Below are 20,420 nucleotides of genomic sequence, written 5' to 3'. Positions count from 1 at the left end.
ATTAAATAATAGGCGTTCGTGAAACGGCATCGGGCTGTACCTTTGCAAAGCACTTGCTAGATCCCTTTTCATGAGAATTTCAGAGATCACCCGCGAGACCCTTGATGTCACCCTGCTGCGCAAAAAGCCGGGGCATAAATATGAGCACGGCCATGCGCTAGTTTTGTCTGGTGGTCCGGGCAAGACCGGAGCCGCGCGGATGGCGGCGCGGGGTGCGCTCAGGATCGGCGCAGGGGCGGTGACCATCGGCGTGCCGCCTGCCGCGCAGCTTGAAGTGGCCATGCAAGTCACGGCGATTATGCTGCAGCGCATTTCCGATGGCGCGGCGTTGATAGAGGCCTTGAAAGACAGCAGAATAAACGCGCTTTGCCTCGGGCCCGGATTGGGACTGGGCGCGCGCGCTGCTGAATTGGTAAAGTCCGCCCTATCCGCGCCCAAGGTCGTATTGGACGCTGATGCGCTAAGCCTATTGGCGCAGGATTCAGACCTGCGCGCAGGGCTTCACCGGGGGTGTATCTTAACGCCGCATATGGGGGAGTTCGCGCGGCTTGCCCCTGATCTGGCGGACGCCGCTGAGGGTGAGGGGCAGGACGCCAAAGCGCAGGCGACCCAAGCGGCAGCCGCGCGTTTCGGCTGCGTGGTTTTGCTGAAAGGGCCAGAAACAATCATCGCCACGCCCGAAGGAGAGATAAGGCGCCACCGCGCCACCGAGGGCCGCGCGACGCCGTGGCTGGCCACCGCCGGAGCGGGAGACGTATTGGCGGGGTTCATCACAGGGCTTATCGCGCGCGGGGTTGCACCGGTTGAGGCCGCGTCACTGGCCACCTGGTTGCATGCCGAAGCGGCTCTGACCCACGGGCCGGGGCTGATCGCAGAAGACTTACCAGACCTGTTGCCGCAGGTGCTGCGGCAATTAAACGTTTAAGCGGCGTGAAGCACCGCGCCACGGGCACGGGCGGCATCGGCGGTGCCAAGTTCAAGCCCGTCGGCGTAGATAATATGCGGCCCGTCACAGAAAATCTGGATCAACGTTGTTTCTTCTTCACCCAAATCGGTGATGAATTCGTCGTCCACCAAGGTTCGCGCCGCGACCAATGCGCGTTCGGCGTTGAAAAGCGCACGTGCCCGCCAATCCCGAATAAGTACCATTTGATCCCCGGCAAGCTGCACATCACGTTCGGGCCGCGTATGGCCCAATGATCCAGCCGCCAGCGCAATGCGTCGCACTTTCCGGGTAGAGCGCTGAATATGCATGATTTTCGCAAAACCGCTGTCGCGTGTAATGACCCGATCCCCGACAGAGATATACTCAACCGGGATCTCACCATCCAATGTCAATATAAGGGCGCCCTGCACAAGACCTGTGTCTAGCGCAGCATACGGGGAAAACTGGCCCGCACGGCGATCTTCGCCGATAACGCACCCGACCGTATTCGGTTTCATGGGCGTCTCTTTCTGTTGTACCTGCCTCAGGTATGTTCAACCATATGCAAACATCTAGTTAATGTCTTGTGTTTTTTGCTCTCGCATATGTCGCGCGGGTTTGCTAATCAGCGCGGGCACCGGTTGGTGCAGTGCGGGTGTGGCGGAATTGGTAGACGCACCAGATTTAGGTTCTGGCGCCTATGGCGTGGGGGTTCGAGTCCCTTCACCCGCACCACTTATCCCCCAAACTGTCGAATTCATCATGATGCCCAGCGATGAGCCGAGGGTGACTGCATCCTCAGCCAAGCACGGTCAGCCACAGCCAAACTGTCAGGATCGAACTGCCAGTCGCGATCAGCACCGAACTGGCTGCTACACGCCGCGCGCGGCCGTACATATTGGCGAAAATATAGGCGTTGAACCCCGGTGCCATGGCTGCGGTCAGCACACCTGACCGGAAACCTGCCTCGGGCAGGTTGAGGGCTGTGCCAAAAGTCCAGACCAGCGCAGGATGCACCAGCAAAGCGATGGCGCAGACCATCAAAATGGCCTTCATATCGCCTTCGGGCTTGTACTGAAGCAACACGCCGCCAAGCGCAAAAAGGGCGGCGGGCAGGGCGGCGCGGACGATCAGCGACAGGGCGTCATCCACCACACCGGGGATAGGCAGACCGCTGATGTTGACGGCAAAGCCGCCCAGGATCGCCAGCACCAACGCGTTGCGGAACATCGCGCGGCTGACATTGCGCAGCAGCGACAGGCCCGATTGGCCGCGGTTGCGCACAAACTCCATCACCGTGATGCCCAACCCGTAGCAAAAGGGCGCGTGGAACGACAGAATCGCATAATTCCCGGCCAGCGCTTCAGGCCCGTAGGCGCGTTCGGTAATCGGCAGGCCCAATAGGATGGAGTTCGAGAACAGACAGCAAAACCCGATGGCGACGCTGTCCTCCCACTCGCGGCGAAACAGCACCCGCGCGCCAAGGATGCCAAGCGCAAAGCAAAGCGCCGCACCGCCGTAGAAACTGCCCAGCAGGCGCGGGTCATAGCTGCTGGAGAGGTCGATCTTTGCGATGGCTTGGAACAGCAGGCAGGGGATCGCGAAGTTCTGGGCGAATTTCATCACCCCGTCGATGCCAGAGACGGGGAACAGACCGCGCCAGACCGCCGCATAACCAAAGCCAATGACCAGAAATACTGGCAAGATGACGTCTATGAGAGTGTGCACTTAAATGGGCCTTTGAGGGGCTCGCCAAAGCGCTGACCCTGTGGCCCGCGCCCGGCGCTGCCTAGTCAGAAAAGGGTAGGGGGAAATGTAAGGTCAGCCCGTCATAGGCCGGTTGAACATGGTCCGCCGTCTCAGCGGCGAGGGTCTGGTAATCAAGATCGTTATGTAAATTAGTCAGCACCGCCGTTTCGGGCTGCACCCGGTCGATCCACTCTAGCGTCTGCGCGAGATGGCTATGGGTTGGATGCGGATCGCGGCGCAGGGCGTCGACGATCCAGCAGCGCAGATCATCCATCAACGGCCAGCACTCATCGGGGATGGCCGAGACATCAGGCAGGTAAACGATATCATCAAAGCGAAAGCCGAGCGCGTCGATATTGCCATGGGCCACGGTGAAGGGCGTGAATTTCAGCGTGCCGCCGGGGCCGTCGATGCTGACCTCTCCGGTGATGTCGTGCATGTCGAGGATTGGTGGGTAGCTGGACCATTCGGGCTGCACGAAGGCATAGCCGAACCGTTCGATCAACGCATCGCGCGTGGTTGCATCGGCCCAGACGGGCAGGCGCGCGCGCATGTTCATTACCACCATGCGCAGATCGTCCAACCCGTGCACGTGGTCCGCATGGGCATGGGTGTAGATCACCGCGTCAAGCCGCCCGATACCTGCGTCCAGAAGCTGGCTGCGCATGTCGGGGGAGGTGTCGATCAAGACGGTGGTGGTGCCTGCGTCGGTCACGCGCTCGACAAGGATCGAACAGCGGCGGCGGGCGTTCTTGGGCTCGGTCGGATCGCAGGCGCCCCAGTGGCCGCCAATCCGCGGCACGCCACCTGACGAGCCGCTGCCCAATATGGTGACGCGCAGGTCGGCCATCAGCGGGTCGGCTCCCACGCGGCCGCCTTCGTGAACAGACGCTCGAAATTCTCCTGCGTGCGGGCAGCAAACTCAGGGTATTCGAGACCAAAGGTTTCCGCCGCGCGGCGGGCGGTATGGGCGGTGAACGCCGGCTCGTTTGGCCTGCCGCGATGCGGTGGTGGCGCGAGGTAGGGGGCGTCTGTTTCCACGAGAATACGGTCCAGCGGAGCGGCGGCAAAGATGTCGCGCAGCTCTTGCGACTTGGGGAAGGCGGTGATGCCGGACATCGACAGGTAGAACCCCAGATCCAGTGCCGCGCGGGCAAGATCAGCCGAGGATGAGAAGCAATGCATCACGCAGGAGTAGGCACCCTGAGCGTGTTCTTCGCGCAGGATGCGGGCCATATCGTCATCCGCATCGCGGGCGTGGATGATCAGCGGCAGCCCACTTTCCCGCGCCGCCGCGATATGGATGCGCAGAGAGGTCTTTTGCACCTCGGCACTCTCGGCGGTGTAGTGGTAATCAAGGCCCGTCTCGCCAATGCCTACCATCTTAGGGTGACGCGTGAGGGCGAGCAGCTCATCGACAGAAGCGAGCGGCTCTTCGGCGGCGGACATCGGGTGGGTGCCGGCGGCGTAGAACACTGGATCATGCGCCTCGGCAATCGCGCGGACGCTGGGCTCGTTCTTCAGCCGGGTGCAGATCGTGACCATGCGCGTCACGCCAGCTTCAGACGCGCGGGCGATGACGCCGGGCAGGTCAGCGGCAAGGCTCTCGAAATCGAGATGGCAGTGGCTGTCGGTGATGTGGGGCGTGTCGGTCATGCTGTCCTTTCGGCTATCTTGGTGCCGTCTGGCCTATTTGCCGCAGGGTATCTAGGACCAATGCGGCAGGGTCAAGGTTCACTGCCAGCCCGTGGCGGGCACGCTCAGATATCTGCTGCGCGGCATCGGCCCATGCGCGGCCCTGCGCGGGGCTGGGGGAGAGGCGCTGTAGCACGGTGATCTCATCGGGGCAGGCGGGTTGCGCGGGCGGTGCGCCAGTGGCTCCGGTGCGCGCCAGACGGACCAGCAGCAGGTCGAGCAGGGTAAAGAGCAGGTCAAGCTTTGCCTCGGCTCCGCGTTGCGCGGCGGCTTCGGCAAGTTTAATGGCACGCCCTCTGTCCATCTGCGGAAGCGAAGAGATTAGTCCGACGAGATCGGCATAAGTTCTCACGCCGCCCATCAGCGAGAGCCGCAGCGCCCCGCCGACCGAGCCGCCGGAGAGCTCGGCCAATGCCGCCGGGTCGCCTTCGACCTCCACACCGGACCCGGCCAGCGCCTCGGCCATCTGATCCGCGTTTAGCGTGCCGAGCCGCAGGGTGCGGCAGCGTGAGCGGATGGTCGGCAGAAGGCTGGAAGGTTGGTGGCTGAGGAGTAGTAGAATGGCCCGCTCGGGCGGCTCTTCGAGCATCTTCAAGAGCGCGTTGGCAGCGTTGGGGTTCATCTCATCGGCGTCGTCGATGATGACCACGCGGCGGCCCCCATCGGCGGCGGACATTTGAAAGAACCCGTTCAGCGCGCGGATGTCGTCCACCACGATCTGCTTGCGCATCCGCTTGGTGTCGGGGTTGATCGTGCGGGTCACGGATTTCAACCCCGCTTCGGCCCCGGCGGCCACGCGGCGGGCGACGGGGTGTTCGGGGTCAATGTCCAGCGTCTCAGCCGGGGGAAGGTCAAACATCCCGCCATCTGGGTCAGGCGTGGCCAAGAGAAACCGCGCAATGCGCCAAGCGAGCGTCGCCTTGCCCACACCGCGCGGGCCGGTCAACATCCAAGCATGGTGCAGTTTGCCGCTGTTGAAAGCGTCAAGAAAGGCCGCCTCGGCCGCGCCTTGGCCGATCAATTTCGGCGTGTCGCGCGGGTGGCGGGCACCTTCCACGCGGTCTGGTTGGGGGGCGTCATCTGTCATGGCATCGGTCTAGCATGTTTCGCCGCAGAGGGAAGCGGGCAGGGCGCGTGGATCAGCCCAATCGCGCGGCGACGGTTGCGGTCACGTCGCGCGCCACTGTGTCGATCTCGCGGCCCCCGTCGATCACGTGAAAACGGTCGCTGAATTCTTTGGCAAGATTTAGAAAACCGGCGCGCATTTGCGCCTGCAACTCGACCCCGAAATCCTCGAAACGCTCCTCGGCAGTCTGGCGTGACAGGGCGCGTTCGAGACCATTGGCCGGGTCCATATCAATCAGAACGGTCAGGTCAGGCTCTACCCCGATCATCAGGGCGTGCAGATCATCCACCATCTGCCGTAAGTCCCCGCGCGACAGACCTTGATACATCCGGGTGCTGTCGGCAAAACGGTCGCATATCACGATCTTGCCAGCGTCAAGCGCGGGGCGGATGGTCCGCTCAAGATGGTCACGCCGCGCAGCGGTGAAGAGCAGGATTTCCGTCTGGGCCGACCAGCGATCCGGATCACCTTGCAACACAAGCGCGCGTATTTCCTCGGCCCCGGGGCTGCCGCCCGGCTCGCGGGTCAGGACCACGTCATGCCCCTGTGCTGTCAGATGATCCGCCAGCAGCCGCGCCTGAGTGGATTTGCCGGAGCCGTCGATGCCTTCGAACGTAACAAACAGGCCCGATCTGCGGGCCTTTTCTGCCTGCGTCACGAAGCTTCTGCTTCTACCGCAGGTTCCGCCTGCGGACCCGCGTTGAGGCGGTTCATCAGGTGCTGCGCCGCGGCAGTCATCTTTACCATGAACCCGCCCGGCGCGATGGAGGCCGAAGCCACCAGCGGCACACGTAGGGCAGGCAGTTCGCCCCGGTCCACCACCAACTCACCCAATTCATCGCCCTTGGTAATTGGCGCTTGGAAGGGGCCCGTATAGATCACTTCAGCAGCGATCTCATCACCACCTGTAACAGGCACCAGCATTGAGAGATCGTCCTTAAGCTCCAGCCCTACGGATTGTGTCGTGCCAAGTGCCACAGGGGCATTGGCGATCTGCTTGCCCGCTTGGCCCAAATCGCGCTGAGTGAACTGACGGAAGGCCCAGTTGACCACCGATTCAGCCTCTTGAGCGCGGGCGGCAGCGCTGTCGAGACCCGACAGTACAAAAATCACGCGACGATCACCTTGCTTGGCAGACCCAACAAGACCGTAGCCCGCTTCGTTTGTGTGACCTGTTTTTAGTCCATCCGCGCCGATGCCAAGGCCCAGTAAGGGATTGCGGTTTAATTTATTCTGCGGCGCGCGGCCATCAAAGGCGAACTCTCGTTCGGCAAAGAGGGGGTAGAATTGCGGATAGTCAGAAATGATCCGGTTCGCCAGCAACCCAAGGTCACGGACCGACATCAAATGCCCTGCCTGCGGCCAGCCGTTGGAATTGGCGAAGGTAGAATTGGTCATCCCCATCTGCTGCGCGCGCTGCGTCATCAACCGGGCGAAGCCGTATTCCGTGCCATCGGGGCTGAGTGCCTCAGCGATCACGGCACTGGCGTCGTTGCCAGATAGGACGATGACCCCGCGGATAAGATCTTCGACCGAAACGCGGTCGGTGGTATCCAGAAACATGGTCGAGCCGCCGTAGGACATGGCGTGTTCTGACACGGGCAATTCCTCAACCAGATCAAGCCCGCCGTTCTGCTTGCCACGCTCGACGGCCTCAAACGCCATATAGAGCGTCATCAGCTTGGACATCGACGCAGGCGGCAGCGGCTCGTCCGCGTTCTTGGCCAGCAATACGGTGCCGGTCGTCTGGTCCAGCACATAGGCGGCGGTGGCGCGGGTGTCGAAGGCGGCGGCAGGTTGGAGCGTTAACACCAGTGCCACGGCGGCGGCAAAAAGACGGATCATAGGAAGCATTTCCTCCGGTTTGTCAGTTCGACACGGCGTAGGCGTCGGTAAAGCCCTCAGCTTTGACCTTCTTGAGAAGGCTGTCGAGTTCGGATTGGCTTGTGGCGGGGCCGATCACCACGCGCCAGAAGGGTTTATTGTTGATAGAGCTTTCTTTGACGGTGGGCACCATGCCCGCGCTGCGCATCTGTTTGGCGGTGCGGGTGGCGTTGGCTTCTACGCTAAAGATGCCAAGCTGCACGTAGGGTTTTGATAGCTTGGCGCTGGACGCAGGGCGGGCCGGTTTTGGTGCTGCAGCCACAGGTGGCGTAGCGACCGGGGTGGTGTTGGTCGCAAGCTCGGCTGACGCACCCGCCGAGGCCGTCGCGGCAGGCTCCAACGCCGTGGCTGTCACAGGCGCCGGGGCGGCAAGGGCACTTGAGGCATCACCTGTATTTTCCGCCTCAAAACTCTCTTCGGGCGCGCCACTTTCTTCGCGGCGCAGCGCGGTCACATTCAGCGGTGCCGGAGCGCCCGCCAGAATACCAAGCGCTGCCGCTGCATCTGAAGAGATTTGCAGCTTCGGCCCGGGCAGTTCCCGCTCACGCCGGAACAGAGCGCCGATCACGAATTTGCCGTTGGCCTCGTTGCGCACGATCACGCGCTCAGGCTCGGTCACGTCCGGATGCGCCACCCAGACCCCGCCAAGCGAAGGCCGCCCGTCCCAGAGCCCTTCGTCGGTGGCAGAGAAGACTTCAGGCGCTTCGACATCGCGCTCAACCAGTTTGGTCGAGGTGCTGCGCGGGGCGCTGGCGCCGTCTTTTGCGCCGAAGGGCAAGCTGAAATCGCCGCCCTCACAGCCTGCCAGCAAACCGAGTGCCAGTATGCTTACACCCAAGCCCGCTGCGCGGCGTTTCTTAGTGCGCAGCGGTTGATTGTCCCTGCTCATGCCTTTGATGTCCTTGCCTGCTGTCGTCGCGCGCCGCGACCCATGTCCCGCGAGAATGTCGCGCCGTTGGATCGGCACGCCCTGCGCCCCTTTGAGAGGGGCTTTGGCGCACAGTAACCCGCCCAAGCGGCTGTGAAAAGACCGCCGACAGCAGATCGGCGAATTTCCCCAAGGTTGCGATGAAGGTTAGTGGGCAAAATTGTGCATTTGCCGAATCAATCAGGGCGCTCTAGGAGGAGCGTGCTGCGGAGGAGTGGCAGAGTGGTCGAATGCACCGGTCTTGAAAACCGGCGTGCGTGAGAGCGTACCGTGGGTTCGAATCCCACCTCCTCCGCCAGCCCATATCTCCCTTTTAAAACAACGCACTAGGAGATCAGCGAATCTCCTTATTGCACCTCTTATTGCAACTCAAGTTGACCTCGCTTGAGGGAGAACTGGCTGAGGCGGGCCGGTTTCAGGGTATGCCGCTGTCTAAGAACACTTGCGTACACATTGGGGTCGTAAGTGCTCGAAAACGGTCTTTGTAGTATTCGATCTTGCAGATACGTTTCACCGCGGCGGCGTAATCGCGGCTACGCTGTGCCTTCTCAATTCGTACCTGTTCTCGCTTCTGCCATTCCTCGTCAATGCGCTTCGCTTCTGCGGCAGCTTTGCGGGCGTCAAGTTCTGCCAGTAGCTCATCCACAGCCCTTTCTTCTTCGGCCTGCTTCTCCGCTTGCGCACGGTTCATCTTTCCCGGTTTTTCGTAGCTATAGAACTGATCACCACTATATCTATAAATCTCGTCAAATTCCCGCGTGATGCAGTTAATCCCATCAATGATTTCTCCGCCGCTCAAGTTTAGGCCTAAGCGGCTTTCAAGCTCTACAGCATACCTCTCTCCATCCTCATCATTCGCTTGCGCCGAAATGCAGAGTTCGATCAGTTCGGCGGCGCTAAGTGCTTGGAGCTGCGGCTCTCCGCGCAGCAAAGTTGTGGACCAAAAGAGGAGGGCAATGGAGATCGATAGATTTTTCATTTTATACAGTCCGAGTGAATTGAATTCATTGATTGATGAAGGGGGTCGCGCTGTAACGCAGTACACTGCAAAAGATGGCGAAAATTTCCACCTGTTCATTGGCTAGTTTCTTCCGAGTTGCTTTGCTAGCAATGCAACTGCTGAAAGGTCCATCCCCGTCTCATCATCCCTTATGATGCCGTCTTGCGTGGGGCGGAACAGAGACGCCAGTACGATCGCTTCGTTATCTTGCCCTACGTCCTCGCCTTCCTTCATCGCTAAGTAGGTTTCGGCGAAGGCCTTCTTCTCACTAGCATCAAGCGCGAGGTGGCGTTCACTTAGGTGAATGCGGTACTGAAGGCGTGTAATCCAAGTGAGGATCGACATAACGAGCAGGAGGCCTGTCACGGTTAAAGGACCCTTAGCAGAGAAAAAGCGTTCGCAGCTTAGGTCTCTCGAACCTTCGGCCCCCTGTGGCGAGCAAACTATCTCGAAAAAGCTATCGGCAATGTAGTCACCAAAAAATACAGGCGCAGCGATTGCTATCGCCGCAGTAAGCGCGCCGAAGAGAAACAGTCGAACTAAAGCAGCCTTTGAATTCGCACTGTGACTATTCTCACGCCCCTCCCAGAGCTTGACCGGGGCGCGCAGTCGGAGTTGAGTAGAAAACAGATCCTGAAGCCTTTCGAACTCCTCCTCCTGTTTTTGCAGTTTAACTCTGCTTAAACGCTCCATGCCTACGATACGCCTCTCAGCCTCTTCAAAGCGTTCCGAGACTTCGGACGTGATCTTCAGTTTCCATTCGTCAAATTGACGAGCGCGGCGCTTGTTAAGACGGCGGAACGCATTGTCGAGCTTTGAACCGCGCTCACGCTGCTGCTGCAGGACTTCAGCAAGATTAGTTTCATGGGCCCTGTTGATCTCTATTGCCTTGGCGACTTCTTGCCCCAAGGCTGCGTTATGGTTCTCTGCTTTCCGGGCTGCACCAGCGAGCTTTGCCGAAGAAACTTTACTGAATGGCAACACAGATGCGACAGTCGCGGCTTCCAATAGCTGTCTTCCCCGGTTTGCAACGGGGCCATAAACGGGGTGGTTGACTACATTTCCTTTAAAGTTGTCTACGATGAAGCTTGTGTAAGCTGCCACAGCCAGATCATTCCTCCCTACGTCGAAGAGAGCAAGTATCAGCTTTCCTTCTTCACTGTCCGAACTGGGTGGCACTGCCATTCCGTGGCCTACCAATGCTCGCGCGGTTAGTTCATTGAACTGCGCGGGGTCATCCAAGCGTTTTTCTAAGACATCCAGAACCGTTGATAATCCTTCCACCGTCTGGTGTTTATTGCGTTGGAATGGAATTGGCGTTTCGATAAGTTTAGGGAGTTCTTCCAAGAACGGCCCCCAAGCTTTTCGCTCTTCCGCAAGATAAGCGCGCATTCCCGCTTTGGTTGGAAAACTTGCGGTAGGATGCACCACATATTTGATCTGGTAAGGTGTCGATGCCATCTGGAAGTCACTTATCTAATAAATATAGGTTAACGGTGGCATACGGTATGTACCATTACAACTTCGGATCGTGGATGAGTGAGGCCGCTAAGGTATGCTTAGCGGGCAGGCACCTCACCAAGAAAATCTTTATAGACCTTGTTCAGGTCAAAAATTGAAAACCGTTCTTTAATCTCGGGTGGTAATTCAATGACTTTTTCACGCATCAATACTGCCATTGCAAAAAGGTGTAGCGACACTTCTCTTGAAGAAAATCTTTCATCAAGGGCCTCCATAAATATCCGCTCGACTTGCCTTCCGACCTCGACGATAAAGTAAACATGATAGCCATATAGTAGTTGTGAGAGTTCTGCGTTGTATTTCGGCGTCAAGCTTGGCGCACAAAGCTCTCCTTTTTCAATTGCCACAAGCTGGCGCGCGAATCCTTGCCGGGAAACATGCGCGATTCCATTCAGATCTCCATAGATCGATCCGAAGTTTTTGGTGACTCCCTTGCCTATATTGGGCGTTTTTCCTTCTTTTCTTCGATTGTTTTCAAACTCGTCGATAGCCGCAATCGTTTCAAGCTGTTGCTTCAGTAAAGCGGCTGCCTGTGCGTACAGGCCCTCAGCAATTGAAACCTCACAAATATCAATACCTTGAATAAATTGAGCGGTGAGGCTCATTCTACCTTCAATACTTGCGGATGTTTTTTCGAAGCGTCTACCAGAAAAACGGTTAATGATAGAGCAAATGGAAGATAGCGCGCATTCATGCGCCTTAGGTAAGTCCCCCGCGTCTCGCATCCAAGATTTGCGCACCCGTTTCCTAACTTCTAGCTGTGAACCAAGAAGCTCCACTGCAGGTGAATATCTAAAAGGCATGTATTATCTTTCTCACTTTCATGCTATCAGTATTGGCCAGCGGAAACCATTTCCCAAGTAAGAAAGTCTATAGGGGTTGGCCATCCGGGGGCATTTCCGGGAATAAACCGTCGTTCTTTTTCGTCTCGCAGACCACGCACAAATGATAGCTCGATCCCCACTTTCGCTGAGTAATCAGATGCCCCACTCAACCATTCAACAATTAAATTGAGCAACTCCCCCTCTAAGAGAAGCCCCTTGCCCTCATGACTCGGACTAAAGGTGTGCTTGTGTAAATGCATTTTTTGGTCATGCAAGCTGTCAGCCAGCTCATGCACAATCCTATTCCTCAAGGATTTTCCATTTTGATACACTTTGATCAGGTGCCGAATAGCGTCTTCGCAGCCGATAGCCCCGTGAGAAAGCTCTTGTACACAGGCAAACCGACGAAGGTTCTTTTCGAGCTCTACTCCATTAAGGCTCTCACAAAGACCCAAAATAACTCGGTCATTAAAGTCTTCAATGATGAACTGCCGCAGCACCCCGCTGGTGTGTTTTTCAAGTGAATTGAAGTGCATGATTATTCTGCCAACCTGAGCTAATTCGCCGTCAAGTTCTATTGGGGGCCATAGACTATTACACACTATTTCGAACCTTTCGTTAATCCTATATTACGCTTCTTAAAAATTGTCTTAGCCTTCAGTGGCTGCCGCCATTTTGCATAGAGCAAGCTCTATATTAGACGGGAGAGCTTCCCAGTATTTAAATAAGGACGAGAGAACGGATATTGGCAAGCTGCTGCCTTACTGGATCACCATTTTTAATGAAAAATCTCGTGTGCTTGTAGCCGATCCTGAGCAATGAAGAAGCCAGTGATTCGTCCTCACAACGGCCTTTGTCTGGCGCTCAGAGAACAACGGCATTGCCGCCAAATCGACAACCAGCCTAGATTGGCTTGGGCCTAACGTTCCTCATCCTCCCTCGTACACATAAGCGCAAGTCGGACTGTGCGTATGCGTTTCTCCAACATGAGGGGGGTCAGCATGCGGTATGATGAAGAGGCCCTACTTGTAGATTCCGCGCTGCTGACCTAGCGTGACCAAAATTTTGGGGGCATACTTCATGGAACTTGAGACGTTTGTGGCGCAAACGCTGAGCGAAATTATCCGGGGGGTTCACAAGGCTAAAGTCGATAATTATCAATTGAGCGCAATTATTCCCGGCTCCATAGATGGGCAAGCCCAAGATATTGACACGAAAGTTTCCTTTGATATCGCGGTCACTACCGTAGACACTACGAACAAGGCCGCTTCGAATGAGCTTAAAGCCGGTGGAAAAATTAAAGTTCTGGGCGCCGAAGTGGGACTTCGGAATAAGAGTATTCTAAATTGGGGAAAGTCGAAATCAGATACTCGTGTGTCTCGAATTGCATTTGATGTTCCTATAAAGCTTAACAAACATCATCGAAACGACGATTCCATGCCTGATGAGCGCAAATTCGTCTATTCCTTACTAGAAGCCAAAGAGTGATCGTTTCGAAGAGTCAGTTTCTGCTTAAGGCAGTCGCTGCCCATAAGCGATTTCTGTCACCTTTTGATGAGCTAAAAATGGCGGGCCGCGAGAAGAAACTACAGATTGCGCCTCTTGGGGTGGAAGCGCAGGAAGATGCAACTCATGACCGCTATAGTATGCCATTGGTTGAACGCTGGACCTAGGAATCTGGCAGGACGGTTTCGATAAAAGACAACGGTTTGGCCCCAATTTTTCTACTATCGAGGCGCGGTTCGCGAAGGAAAAGAACGAAAAAAGGCAACCCTTCGGACCGAATGAAAAATTTTCTGGAGGTCGATTTGCGTTCTAAGAAGGGGGGGTATGGACGCCAGAGAAAAACCGATTCAAAACAACAGCTAGGTGCTCAATTTCCCGCCCACGGCACCCGAGGCGCGAACCGGCCCCCAGCGGGCATCCCCTGACGGGACCCCCGATTATTATTATTTTAAATCAATGATTTATACGAAGTATTTAATGTAGAACGAGTGGTCCGCTAACGCGGACAACACCATCTCAACCACGGGACCATCTCCCATCAACCATACTACCTACATTCCCTCACACACTGCCCGGCGCCACGGGTCAGATTGCGTTGGGAGTTCGATGTGTAGGAGTGAGGGTTAAAGCCTGCGATTGCAGGCCTCTGGAGGCGGTCTAGGGCGTCGGTACCCGCTGACGCGGGGGATGGGTAGGACAGTGTGTCAGCGGCGCTGTGAGGCGGCGTATTGGTGCGCTGGCGTGGGGATGGGTGGCGGAGGCGGTGAAGGCCTTCAAGCGGGTTTGTAGACACCTACTTTAACCAGCATCTGGCGAACCGAATTCGCGTTGTACTCCTTGCCGGATGGAGCCGTAAAACCCTCCTTGGCAAGCTCTGTAGCGATCTGGCGTAGGGATCGCCGCTTACCCTTGCGGGGGGCGCGGTAGAGGGCTTTGGCGCGCGTTAGCGCGTCCTCTGAGTACTGTCTTGATCCTCCTTCAACCCTACGCCCCAAAGCCTTCGACTTGATGTCGCGGCCTGTCTGTAGACGCTTCACAAGCTTCCTCTTTTCAAGCTCAGCGAAGACCATGCCAATCTGCGACATGGCGCGGCGCATGTCGTCTTCCTCTTCGAAGAGCGGTTCGCCGTTGGCGCAAATGACCTTAACGCCAAGGCCTTTCAGCAGCACCTCGCCAAAGATGCTAGCGTGCATGGACCGCGCGAAGCGGGAAGGGTCTTCGATGATGATGGTACGGACGCCGTTTCCTGCGATATGTTCCAGCATTGCCTTGAACTGGGGGCGGTTCTCAATCAGCTCAGCGCCGCTGACAGCTTCGTCATAGTACTTCGCGACGATCTCGAAGCCCTGTTCGGTGGCGCAGCGCTCGATTGCCTCGCGCTGGCGTTCGCCAGAGGTCTTGTCTGCCCCAACGTTCGTGGCGCTGGAGGTCCTGAGATATGCGATTGCCGGTGTTTTCCTCATCTTCTCAATGCCTTAGTTGTGATTTCGTTATGGTACTTGAGATGATGAAGCGCCTTGAGGGCGAAGTCACCGCGCTGTTGGAAGAACTGGGCGAAACCCAAGCCGGCTTTATCACCGTTGACCCCCACCAGTCCCTAGGCATCGAGTTGAACCCGTGGGCCGCAAACGTGGCCGAGCTGGTGCTGTGGATCGGCTATCTGCAATGGCACTTTCGCACCCACGGGCAGGCGGCCCCGTCCGAGCCGGTTTTGCGCGACTTCAAGAACATCCGTAACGGCGATGCAGTGCTGGAATGGTCAGGACGCACCCCGCGCATAGACGCGGACGGCGCGCCGGTGACCCGCTGGGACGGCGTGACGACGATCCGGCATAACGTTACGGGCGAAGAAGTGCCAGACCCCGCTGCGCGCATTGGCGTCTATGATTATGCCGAGCCGAAACCGACGAAATGTTCAGAGGCAGAGTTCATCGTGGGCAACCCGCCGTTTATCGGGGCGTCACGGCTGAGGGACTCTCTGGGCGATGGCTATGTCGAGGCGCTGTGGGAAGCATACCCGAAGATGCCGCAATCGGCTGATCTGGTGATGTTCTGGTGGGAAAAAGCGGCCATCGCGGCGCGGGGCTGGAATGCCAAAACAGGCAAGGGAGCGCGGCGGTTTGGGTTGATCACGACGAACAGCCTGCGCCAGACGTTTAACCGCCGCGTGCTGGAGCCACATTTGAACGATCCGAAAAAGCCGCTTTCGCTGTTGTTTGCGATACCGGATCACCCTTGGGTGGATAACAACACAGGTGATGCCAAGGTCCGCATTGGTATAACCGTTGCAGCTGTTGGAAATCGTGCAGGTCGTCTTCTAACGCTTTCTTCCGAGAAGAAGGGCGAAAGCGAGGTGGATGGGCGGACAGTTACTTTTGACCATAGTATTGGTAAATTATTTGCGAATTTACAGATTGGTGCAGATGTAGCAAGTACCAAGCCACTGCAAGCGAACGAAGGATTAGCTCACAAAGGCGTAATGCCCTACGGAATGGGATTTGTGGTTTCACAGTTAGAAGCATCTGAATTGATTGCTTTTGAGAAGAAGTCGCCGCCGATTTTTCCATATGTGAATGGGCGAGACGTAAATGGTCTTTCTCGGGGTCTGATGATCATCGACTGTTTCGGAATGCAAGAGGCCCGATTGCGGCAAGACTATCCAAATGTTTTTCAGTTTTTATATGACCGTGTGAAACCTGAACGTGATGCCAAAAGAGAAAAAGTTCTTCGAGAATCTTGGTGGACTTTCGGTCGTGCGCGCCCAGAAATGCGAAAAGCACTACACGATTTAAAGAGATACATTGCTACAACCGAGACCGCGAAGCACCGCATCTTTGTTATGATGGATAAAGAGACGTTACCTGATCAAAAGGTGCGTGTGGTAGCCAGTGGAGATGCTCGTCATTTTTCCGTTCTTGCGAGCCGTATTCACGAAGTATTTTCTCTTGCTAGGGGGAACTGGCAGGGTGCAGGCAATGATCCAGTCTATATCCATAGCATTTGCTTCAACCCATTCCCCTTCCCAACCCTCACCGATGACCAGACATCCACCCTCCGCACACTTGGCGAAGACCTCGACACGCACCGCAAGCGTCAGCAGGCCGCGCACCCCAAGCTGACCCTGACCCAGATGTATAACGTGTTGGAAAAGCTGCGCGCGGGGGACACCATCGAAGGCAAGGACAAAGACATCTATGATCAAGGCCTCATCGGTATCCTGCGCGACCTGCACGACCAGATCGACGCCGCCGTGGCAGATGCCTATGGCTGGCCTGCGGACTTGAGTGACGAGGAAATTCTCCTCCGCCTTGTCGCCCTCAACAAAGAGCGCGCAGAGGAAGAGGCACGCGGCCATATCCGCTGGCTCCGCCCCGACTATCAAAACCCAACTGGCCAGCAAGTTGCCAAAGGCAAAACCGGCGATATGGAACTTGGGATGGTCGCCAAGATCGAAAAAGCCCCCTGGCCCAAAACCATGCCCGAACAAATCGCCGCCGTGCGCGAAGCCCTTACCGAGATGGGCGAAGCCACCCCCGAACAAATCGCCCGCCGCTTTGTCCGCGCAAGGGCAGGGACCGTCGAACCGCTTATGGAAAGTCTGGCCGCGCTTGGTCAGGCAGAGAAGGGCGGGGATGGTCGGTTTGCGGCCTAAACACCTGCGCCACCGGATTAAGCAACTAGATACAAATACACCGCGCTACCGCGAGTTGGAGTTAGCGTTGGAGGAAGGTGTTGGATTTGGCGGGGCGTGGTATTCCAGCCAGAAGGAGCATTGGTTGGGATGGTTGGGCGAATATGACGGACCGGGCGCGTATGGTCGGGCAAGCATTCCCAGCCGCGATGCACGTTTTGTCTACAACCACATCCAATGCGCCCCAATGCTGTTTTGGTTAGCAGAGGCGGTTCATGTCCCCAGTGATGATCTGGACTGTGCTTTCGAGGCAGTAGTCACCGCTCCAAAGCGAAACGCGAGCCAATGCGCTGCTCTGAGGAGGTTCTTGCCTTGGGAAGATGTTTGCGAGAAATTAATTGATCGAACACATGGGGCCTTTTGGTGTCGGTTTCGAATGAACTCGACGCGATAGAGAAGAAAAAGAACCACACCTCTTACAAGCCAGACCATGCTGTAAATGTCGATCACAATTGGCTCCGCCGCATGTTTCATGGAGCCGCTTCGCTGGAACTAAATGCTGCCGTCCGTCTTCCGCGCGGCGAAGTTCCGGTTCGAGCCCATTTCGACATTTGCTGCGCTACGCACGAATGTCTGCAATCTTTCAAGGACACGGTTGCCTGTTCAGTGAATGGCACCACCTTTCTAAAAAACCGAAAGGATAAGAAATATGGGTGCAGGTCACGATCACGGCGATGGGCATTCTCACGGACCAACTTTGTCAAAAGATGCTCCTAAAGATGAGCGTCGGTCAAAAGAACGTGCGATTGCCATAGCGGCGATCCTGACCGGCGGCTTCATGGGCGCAGAGGTTGTAGGCGGTCTGATCTCTGGGAGCCTCGCACTTCTTGCAGATGCGGGGCACATGCTGACGGACTTCGCATCGCTCATTCTCGCGTGGCTCGCATTCCGCCTTGCCCGGCGACCGGCGGACTGGAAGCGCACTTACGGTTTTGACCGATTCTCGGTTCTTGCGGCGTTCGTCAACGGCTTGAGTTTGTTTGCCATCGCCATCTGGATTCTTATCGAGGCAGTGCAGCGATTGCGAGACCCTTCCGAAGTCTTGGGAGGACTCATGCTCTGGGTCGCCGTCGGCGGTCTTGTCGTAAACATCTTGGCGTTTTGGGTTTTGTCACGCGCCGAAGGGGATAACCTGAATGTGCGCGCGGCGGCCCTCCATGTAATGGGAGACCTGCTAGGATCGGTTGCTGCCATCATCGCATCTTTGGTTATCATTTGGACCGGATGGACGCCTATCGATCCAATTCTCTCGGTCGTCGTCGTTACGCTGATCCTGCGATCCGCTTGGGCTGTCGTGCGCGAAAGCGGGCACATTCTCCTTGAAGGAGCGCCTCGCGGTTTTGACGCCCGCGCGATCTCGTCTGACCTCGAAGCGAGCGTTCTCGGTGTCGAACGTGCACACCATGTCCACGCTTGGTCGATTACACAGGAACGCCCGATGGCAACGCTAGAGATTGATCTCGAAGCAGGCGCGGATGCCCACGTCGTGAAACGCGCCGTGAAAGCACGAGTTCAGGAGCTATCGGGCGTAGATCATGTGACTGTAGAGATTTCTGACAGAGACCAAGCTGAAGATACCCCCGAAAGCAGACATTGAGGTCACTTTCTCGGAATAGTGCTTCGTCCCGCGTGGACGACCACCATGCGAAGCGCAGCTAACGACCGCTCCGAGCCCAAAGTTACCAAATGCTGCCGTGAGCACCAATGTCTGCAATGCGGGCGCAGACAATGAGTTGGCGTTACGATAGAACGAAGCAACGGTTCGCCCTCGTGAGGAAATTGATGCCACAGCCCGAAGAAAAAATTTCACAGATTTTCATCCTTGTCGTGGATGAAACCTATGGTGGAGATGAGGAAACTTGGGAAGAAGACAGCGAGCGTTATCGACAGGACCTTGAACGCGATTTCAAATGTAAATTTGCGGAAGCGAACATCGGTCCCGGCGCTGATATACCTGCGTTTCTGACGGTTATCGCCACCACGACAGTTCCGCTTTGGACTGTGCTCCTAAGTGCCTTTTTTCTTGGCAAACCCATCAATGACAACCTCTCCGCTTGGGCAGAGATCAGCAGAAAAGTCAGGTCGTTTTTTGGGAAGCCGGTCGTGCTTGCACGAAACGGGGCGGCTGCGATTGCAGTTGAAGCTGTTTGCAACGAAATGGGCGGTCTTCCTAAAACCGTTCGCCTTCTGAGCTACCGGGCCGGACACATTGGTGATAGCGAAAGCATTGGTGAAATACCTCGAAGTGACGAAATACGGGAGAATGTCCCAACGTTGAGCCTTAGATATGTCCGCCACATTTTTGAAATTGAGGCTGACGGTGTTCTGCACAGAGTAATCGTCGATGGAAAAGAGACAGAAGTTATAAAGCTCCAGTCGTAATTTCCAATGCATCGGGCGCCTCGACCACCTGTAGTCGCGAAAGCGGACATTGAGATGAACGACGTCAAATGTCTGCTCCGTCCGCAGTGCGAACCTTGGCGTGTTGGGCCGCAAACGTCCGGAGTAAGCCCACTTTAACTACTGCTGCGTTTTGCACGAGCGTCCGGTTTTCGGGGAGTGGCCAAAGGCCCGCCAGAACCTAACAGGTAATCGCAAAAAGTTTGTGGTCTAAACGTATTCAGTGATGTTGGACATCGCCCAAGGAGCTACAAGCACTTTCGTCGAGCCCACAAACCCCAAGCTCGCTACACTGTAAAAATGGACGTCTGCTTGAATCTCGAAATGGTTCGAATGGTGGTCTGTCGGTCGGGTTACAAGGCGCGAGAGTTTCGCTGTCCGAAGAAGTGTGCTATAGTGCAACCAGAAGTTTAAACGTAATTCGCCTTATTTTCTGGTTCTCAGATGCAAGACGAGCCCGCGCTACCCCGCACGCCGGAAGACGCTGTCGCAGCGCTGCAGCGCAGCAATGCTGCACTTGAGGAGCGGCTCTCTCAAATTGAGACGCTTGCCATTCAGCCAGGTGCTAGCGACGAGGCCACCATTGCGGTTCACCTGACCAACAATGAGAACCGCTTCTGGATGTTCGTATCGAGAGCTGGCCAGCTTCTAAGCCCACTTGCGGTGCTGGTGGCTGTTCTAGGATTCGCTGTCACAACCTGTTCATTCACAAGACAAGTCGACCAGATCAGCGCAACGACAGTTTACCAGCTGGCTCGCGAGGGGCGTCAGTTGGGTCGGGAGTTGAAGAACGGCTTGGCGACTACCGGCGAAGGGATCAATTTTCATTTCTCTGCGCAGCACCTGATGGACGAAGAGGTCGTCGGCGATGGGATGCGCGCACTCTATCTTGTTGACTACTGCGGGTTCGTTTTCGGTCAGCCGGATTTCGAAGCGGTCTGGACCAAGCTGAAGAAATTTTATCCTGAACCTTTTGTTGCGCGAACTCACACCATTCTTGGGCTGTCGGGCAGTGAGGCTTGTACCGTAAAAAATTTGGAGGCACTTGAAGATGGGCAATAGGCAATTCGCTTTCCCCGCCGTTGTGTTCTTAGCGCGCGTGCTATTGGTGTCATGTGCCTTGGTATTGGCCGCCCCCGTGTCAGCCACTCTGACCTCGAACAGTCAGTCG

The 20,420-nt window shown here is 56.6% G+C and carries 19 protein-coding genes and 2 tRNA genes; 8 read left to right on the top strand and 13 right to left on the bottom strand.

Features of this window, described 5'->3' with window-relative positions; all coding sequences use genetic code 11:
• Positions 1 to 70: 70 nt before the first annotated feature.
• Positions 71 to 925, top strand: coding sequence for an NAD(P)H-hydrate dehydratase (locus DSM14862_RS09840; RefSeq protein ID WP_007120117.1), 855 nt, complete (start codon positions 71 to 73; stop codon positions 923 to 925).
• On the opposite strand, the gene DSM14862_RS09835 is transcribed toward DSM14862_RS09840, so the two are convergent.
• Entirely contained in the window at positions 922 to 1,443 is a 522-nt protein-coding gene (locus tag DSM14862_RS09835; RefSeq protein WP_007120116.1) for a Hint domain-containing protein, read from the bottom strand. The genes DSM14862_RS09840 and DSM14862_RS09835 overlap by 4 nt on opposite strands.
• A gap of 133 nt (positions 1,444 to 1,576) precedes the next feature.
• On the opposite strand from DSM14862_RS09835, the gene DSM14862_RS09830 reads away from it, so the two are divergent.
• A tRNA-Leu gene (locus DSM14862_RS09830) sits at positions 1,577 to 1,660 on the top strand.
• A 63-nt stretch (positions 1,661 to 1,723) separates the two neighbouring features.
• Here the strand turns inward: DSM14862_RS09830 and DSM14862_RS09825 are convergent.
• The 7 genes from DSM14862_RS09825 to DSM14862_RS09795 form a co-directional block, all read right to left on the bottom strand.
• A complete protein-coding gene (locus tag DSM14862_RS09825; protein WP_007120115.1) occupies positions 1,724 to 2,653 on the bottom strand; it encodes an AEC family transporter in 930 nt (309 codons plus the stop codon).
• A gap of 61 nt (positions 2,654 to 2,714) precedes the next feature.
• Positions 2,715 to 3,524: an MBL fold metallo-hydrolase gene (locus DSM14862_RS09820; RefSeq protein ID WP_040701399.1), complete on the bottom strand. Its 810-nt coding sequence runs from the start codon at positions 3,522 to 3,524 to the stop codon at positions 2,715 to 2,717.
• The gene (locus tag DSM14862_RS09815; RefSeq protein ID WP_007120113.1) at positions 3,524 to 4,330 is read right to left on the bottom strand and encodes a TatD family hydrolase; all 807 of its coding nucleotides are present in this window, start codon (positions 4,328 to 4,330) and stop codon (positions 3,524 to 3,526) included. The genes DSM14862_RS09820 and DSM14862_RS09815 overlap by 1 nt, the downstream gene beginning before the upstream one ends.
• A 13-nt stretch (positions 4,331 to 4,343) precedes the next feature.
• On the bottom strand, positions 4,344 to 5,456 hold the full coding sequence (locus tag DSM14862_RS09810; RefSeq protein ID WP_007120112.1) for a DNA polymerase III subunit delta': 1,113 nt from the start codon (positions 5,454 to 5,456) through the stop codon (positions 4,344 to 4,346).
• A 52-nt stretch (positions 5,457 to 5,508) separates the two neighbouring features.
• Positions 5,509 to 6,153 (bottom strand): dTMP kinase, encoded by a 645-nt coding sequence (gene tmk, locus DSM14862_RS09805; protein WP_007120111.1) that lies wholly within the window; start codon positions 6,151 to 6,153, stop codon positions 5,509 to 5,511.
• Positions 6,150 to 7,340 carry a D-alanyl-D-alanine carboxypeptidase family protein gene (locus DSM14862_RS09800; protein ID WP_007120110.1) on the bottom strand — a complete coding sequence of 397 codons (1,191 nt, stop codon included), beginning with the start codon at positions 7,338 to 7,340 and terminating at the stop codon, positions 6,150 to 6,152. Before DSM14862_RS09800 ends, tmk begins: the two co-directional genes overlap by 4 nt.
• A 22-nt stretch (positions 7,341 to 7,362) precedes the next feature.
• Positions 7,363 to 8,346 carry an SPOR domain-containing protein gene (locus DSM14862_RS09795; protein WP_007120109.1) on the bottom strand — a complete coding sequence of 328 codons (984 nt, stop codon included), beginning with the start codon at positions 8,344 to 8,346 and terminating at the stop codon, positions 7,363 to 7,365.
• A 169-nt stretch (positions 8,347 to 8,515) separates the two neighbouring features.
• On the opposite strand from DSM14862_RS09795, the gene DSM14862_RS09790 reads away from it, so the two are divergent.
• Positions 8,516 to 8,605: transfer RNA gene (locus tag DSM14862_RS09790), tRNA-Ser, on the top strand.
• Positions 8,606 to 8,722: 117 nt separating this feature from the next.
• Here the strand turns inward: DSM14862_RS09790 and DSM14862_RS09785 are convergent.
• The 4 genes from DSM14862_RS09785 to DSM14862_RS09770 form a co-directional block, all read right to left on the bottom strand.
• Entirely contained in the window at positions 8,723 to 9,286 is a 564-nt protein-coding gene (locus DSM14862_RS09785; protein ID WP_040701332.1) for a hypothetical protein, read from the bottom strand.
• 102 nt (positions 9,287 to 9,388) lie between these two features.
• Positions 9,389 to 10,768 (bottom strand): DUF6161 domain-containing protein, encoded by a 1,380-nt coding sequence (locus tag DSM14862_RS09780; RefSeq protein WP_007120106.1) that lies wholly within the window; start codon positions 10,766 to 10,768, stop codon positions 9,389 to 9,391.
• A 98-nt stretch (positions 10,769 to 10,866) separates the two neighbouring features.
• Entirely contained in the window at positions 10,867 to 11,433 is a 567-nt protein-coding gene (locus DSM14862_RS09775) for a hypothetical protein (RefSeq protein ID WP_007120105.1), read from the bottom strand.
• Positions 11,434 to 11,657: 224 nt separating this feature from the next.
• On the bottom strand, positions 11,658 to 12,188 hold the full coding sequence (locus tag DSM14862_RS09770; protein ID WP_131541685.1) for a hypothetical protein: 531 nt from the start codon (positions 12,186 to 12,188) through the stop codon (positions 11,658 to 11,660).
• A gap of 544 nt (positions 12,189 to 12,732) precedes the next feature.
• Between DSM14862_RS09770 and DSM14862_RS09765 the strand changes: the two genes are divergently transcribed.
• Positions 12,733 to 13,140, top strand: a complete 408-nt coding sequence (locus tag DSM14862_RS09765; RefSeq protein WP_131541684.1) for a hypothetical protein — start codon at positions 12,733 to 12,735, stop codon at positions 13,138 to 13,140.
• A gap of 791 nt (positions 13,141 to 13,931) precedes the next feature.
• Here the strand turns inward: DSM14862_RS09765 and DSM14862_RS09760 are convergent.
• Complete coding sequence (locus DSM14862_RS09760) at positions 13,932 to 14,621, bottom strand: recombinase family protein (protein ID WP_007120101.1); 690 nt, start codon at positions 14,619 to 14,621, stop codon at positions 13,932 to 13,934.
• On the opposite strand from DSM14862_RS09760, the gene DSM14862_RS09755 reads away from it, so the two are divergent.
• The 4 genes from DSM14862_RS09755 (at position 14,597) to DSM14862_RS09740 (ending at position 20,311) form a co-directional block, all read left to right on the top strand.
• Positions 14,597 to 16,810 carry a class I SAM-dependent DNA methyltransferase gene (locus tag DSM14862_RS09755; protein WP_322790837.1) on the top strand — a complete coding sequence of 738 codons (2,214 nt, stop codon included), beginning with the start codon at positions 14,597 to 14,599 and terminating at the stop codon, positions 16,808 to 16,810. The genes DSM14862_RS09760 and DSM14862_RS09755 overlap by 25 nt on opposite strands.
• Positions 16,811 to 17,546: 736 nt before the next feature.
• A complete protein-coding gene (locus DSM14862_RS09750; protein ID WP_243254231.1) occupies positions 17,547 to 18,446 on the top strand; it encodes a cation diffusion facilitator family transporter in 900 nt (299 codons plus the stop codon).
• A gap of 185 nt (positions 18,447 to 18,631) precedes the next feature.
• Positions 18,632 to 19,231, top strand: coding sequence for a hypothetical protein (locus DSM14862_RS09745; protein ID WP_131541682.1), 600 nt, complete (start codon positions 18,632 to 18,634; stop codon positions 19,229 to 19,231).
• Between the two features lie 462 nt (positions 19,232 to 19,693).
• A complete protein-coding gene (locus DSM14862_RS09740) occupies positions 19,694 to 20,311 on the top strand; it encodes a hypothetical protein (protein WP_007120096.1) in 618 nt (205 codons plus the stop codon).
• Positions 20,312 to 20,420 lie beyond the last annotated feature (109 nt).

Origin of the sequence: Sulfitobacter indolifex, assembly GCF_022788655.1 — a bacterium.
GTDB lineage: Bacteria > Pseudomonadota > Alphaproteobacteria > Rhodobacterales > Rhodobacteraceae > Sulfitobacter > Sulfitobacter indolifex.
The sequence above is the reverse complement of the archived record's forward strand: the minus strand, read 5'-3'. Positions and strand labels throughout refer to the sequence as shown.

Coding starts and splice junctions, on each gene's coding strand:
- DSM14862_RS09835 (WP_007120116.1), bottom strand. CDS start 1,443: ATGAAACCGAATACGGTCGGGTGCGTTATCGGCGAAGATCGCCGTGCG.
- DSM14862_RS09815 (WP_007120113.1), bottom strand. CDS start 4,330: ATGACCGACACGCCCCACATCACCGACAGCCACTGCCATCTCGATTTC.
- DSM14862_RS09760 (WP_007120101.1), bottom strand. CDS start 14,621: ATGAGGAAAACACCGGCAATCGCATATCTCAGGACCTCCAGCGCCACG.
- DSM14862_RS09755 (WP_322790837.1), top strand. CDS start 14,597: ATGCGATTGCCGGTGTTTTCCTCATCTTCTCAATGCCTTAGTTGTGAT.
- DSM14862_RS09810 (WP_007120112.1), bottom strand. CDS start 5,456: ATGACAGATGACGCCCCCCAACCAGACCGCGTGGAAGGTGCCCGCCAC.
- DSM14862_RS09780 (WP_007120106.1), bottom strand. CDS start 10,768: ATGGCATCGACACCTTACCAGATCAAATATGTGGTGCATCCTACCGCA.
- DSM14862_RS09775 (WP_007120105.1), bottom strand. CDS start 11,433: ATGAGCCTCACCGCTCAATTTATTCAAGGTATTGATATTTGTGAGGTT.
- DSM14862_RS09770 (WP_131541685.1), bottom strand. CDS start 12,188: ATGCACTTCAATTCACTTGAAAAACACACCAGCGGGGTGCTGCGGCAG.
- DSM14862_RS09840 (WP_007120117.1), top strand. CDS start 71: ATGAGAATTTCAGAGATCACCCGCGAGACCCTTGATGTCACCCTGCTG.
- DSM14862_RS09785 (WP_040701332.1), bottom strand. CDS start 9,286: ATGAAAAATCTATCGATCTCCATTGCCCTCCTCTTTTGGTCCACAACT.
- DSM14862_RS09765 (WP_131541684.1), top strand. CDS start 12,733: ATGGAACTTGAGACGTTTGTGGCGCAAACGCTGAGCGAAATTATCCGG.
- DSM14862_RS09745 (WP_131541682.1), top strand. CDS start 18,632: ATGCCACAGCCCGAAGAAAAAATTTCACAGATTTTCATCCTTGTCGTG.
- DSM14862_RS09740 (WP_007120096.1), top strand. CDS start 19,694: ATGCAAGACGAGCCCGCGCTACCCCGCACGCCGGAAGACGCTGTCGCA.
- DSM14862_RS09800 (WP_007120110.1), bottom strand. CDS start 7,340: ATGATCCGTCTTTTTGCCGCCGCCGTGGCACTGGTGTTAACGCTCCAA.
- DSM14862_RS09820 (WP_040701399.1), bottom strand. CDS start 3,524: ATGGCCGACCTGCGCGTCACCATATTGGGCAGCGGCTCGTCAGGTGGC.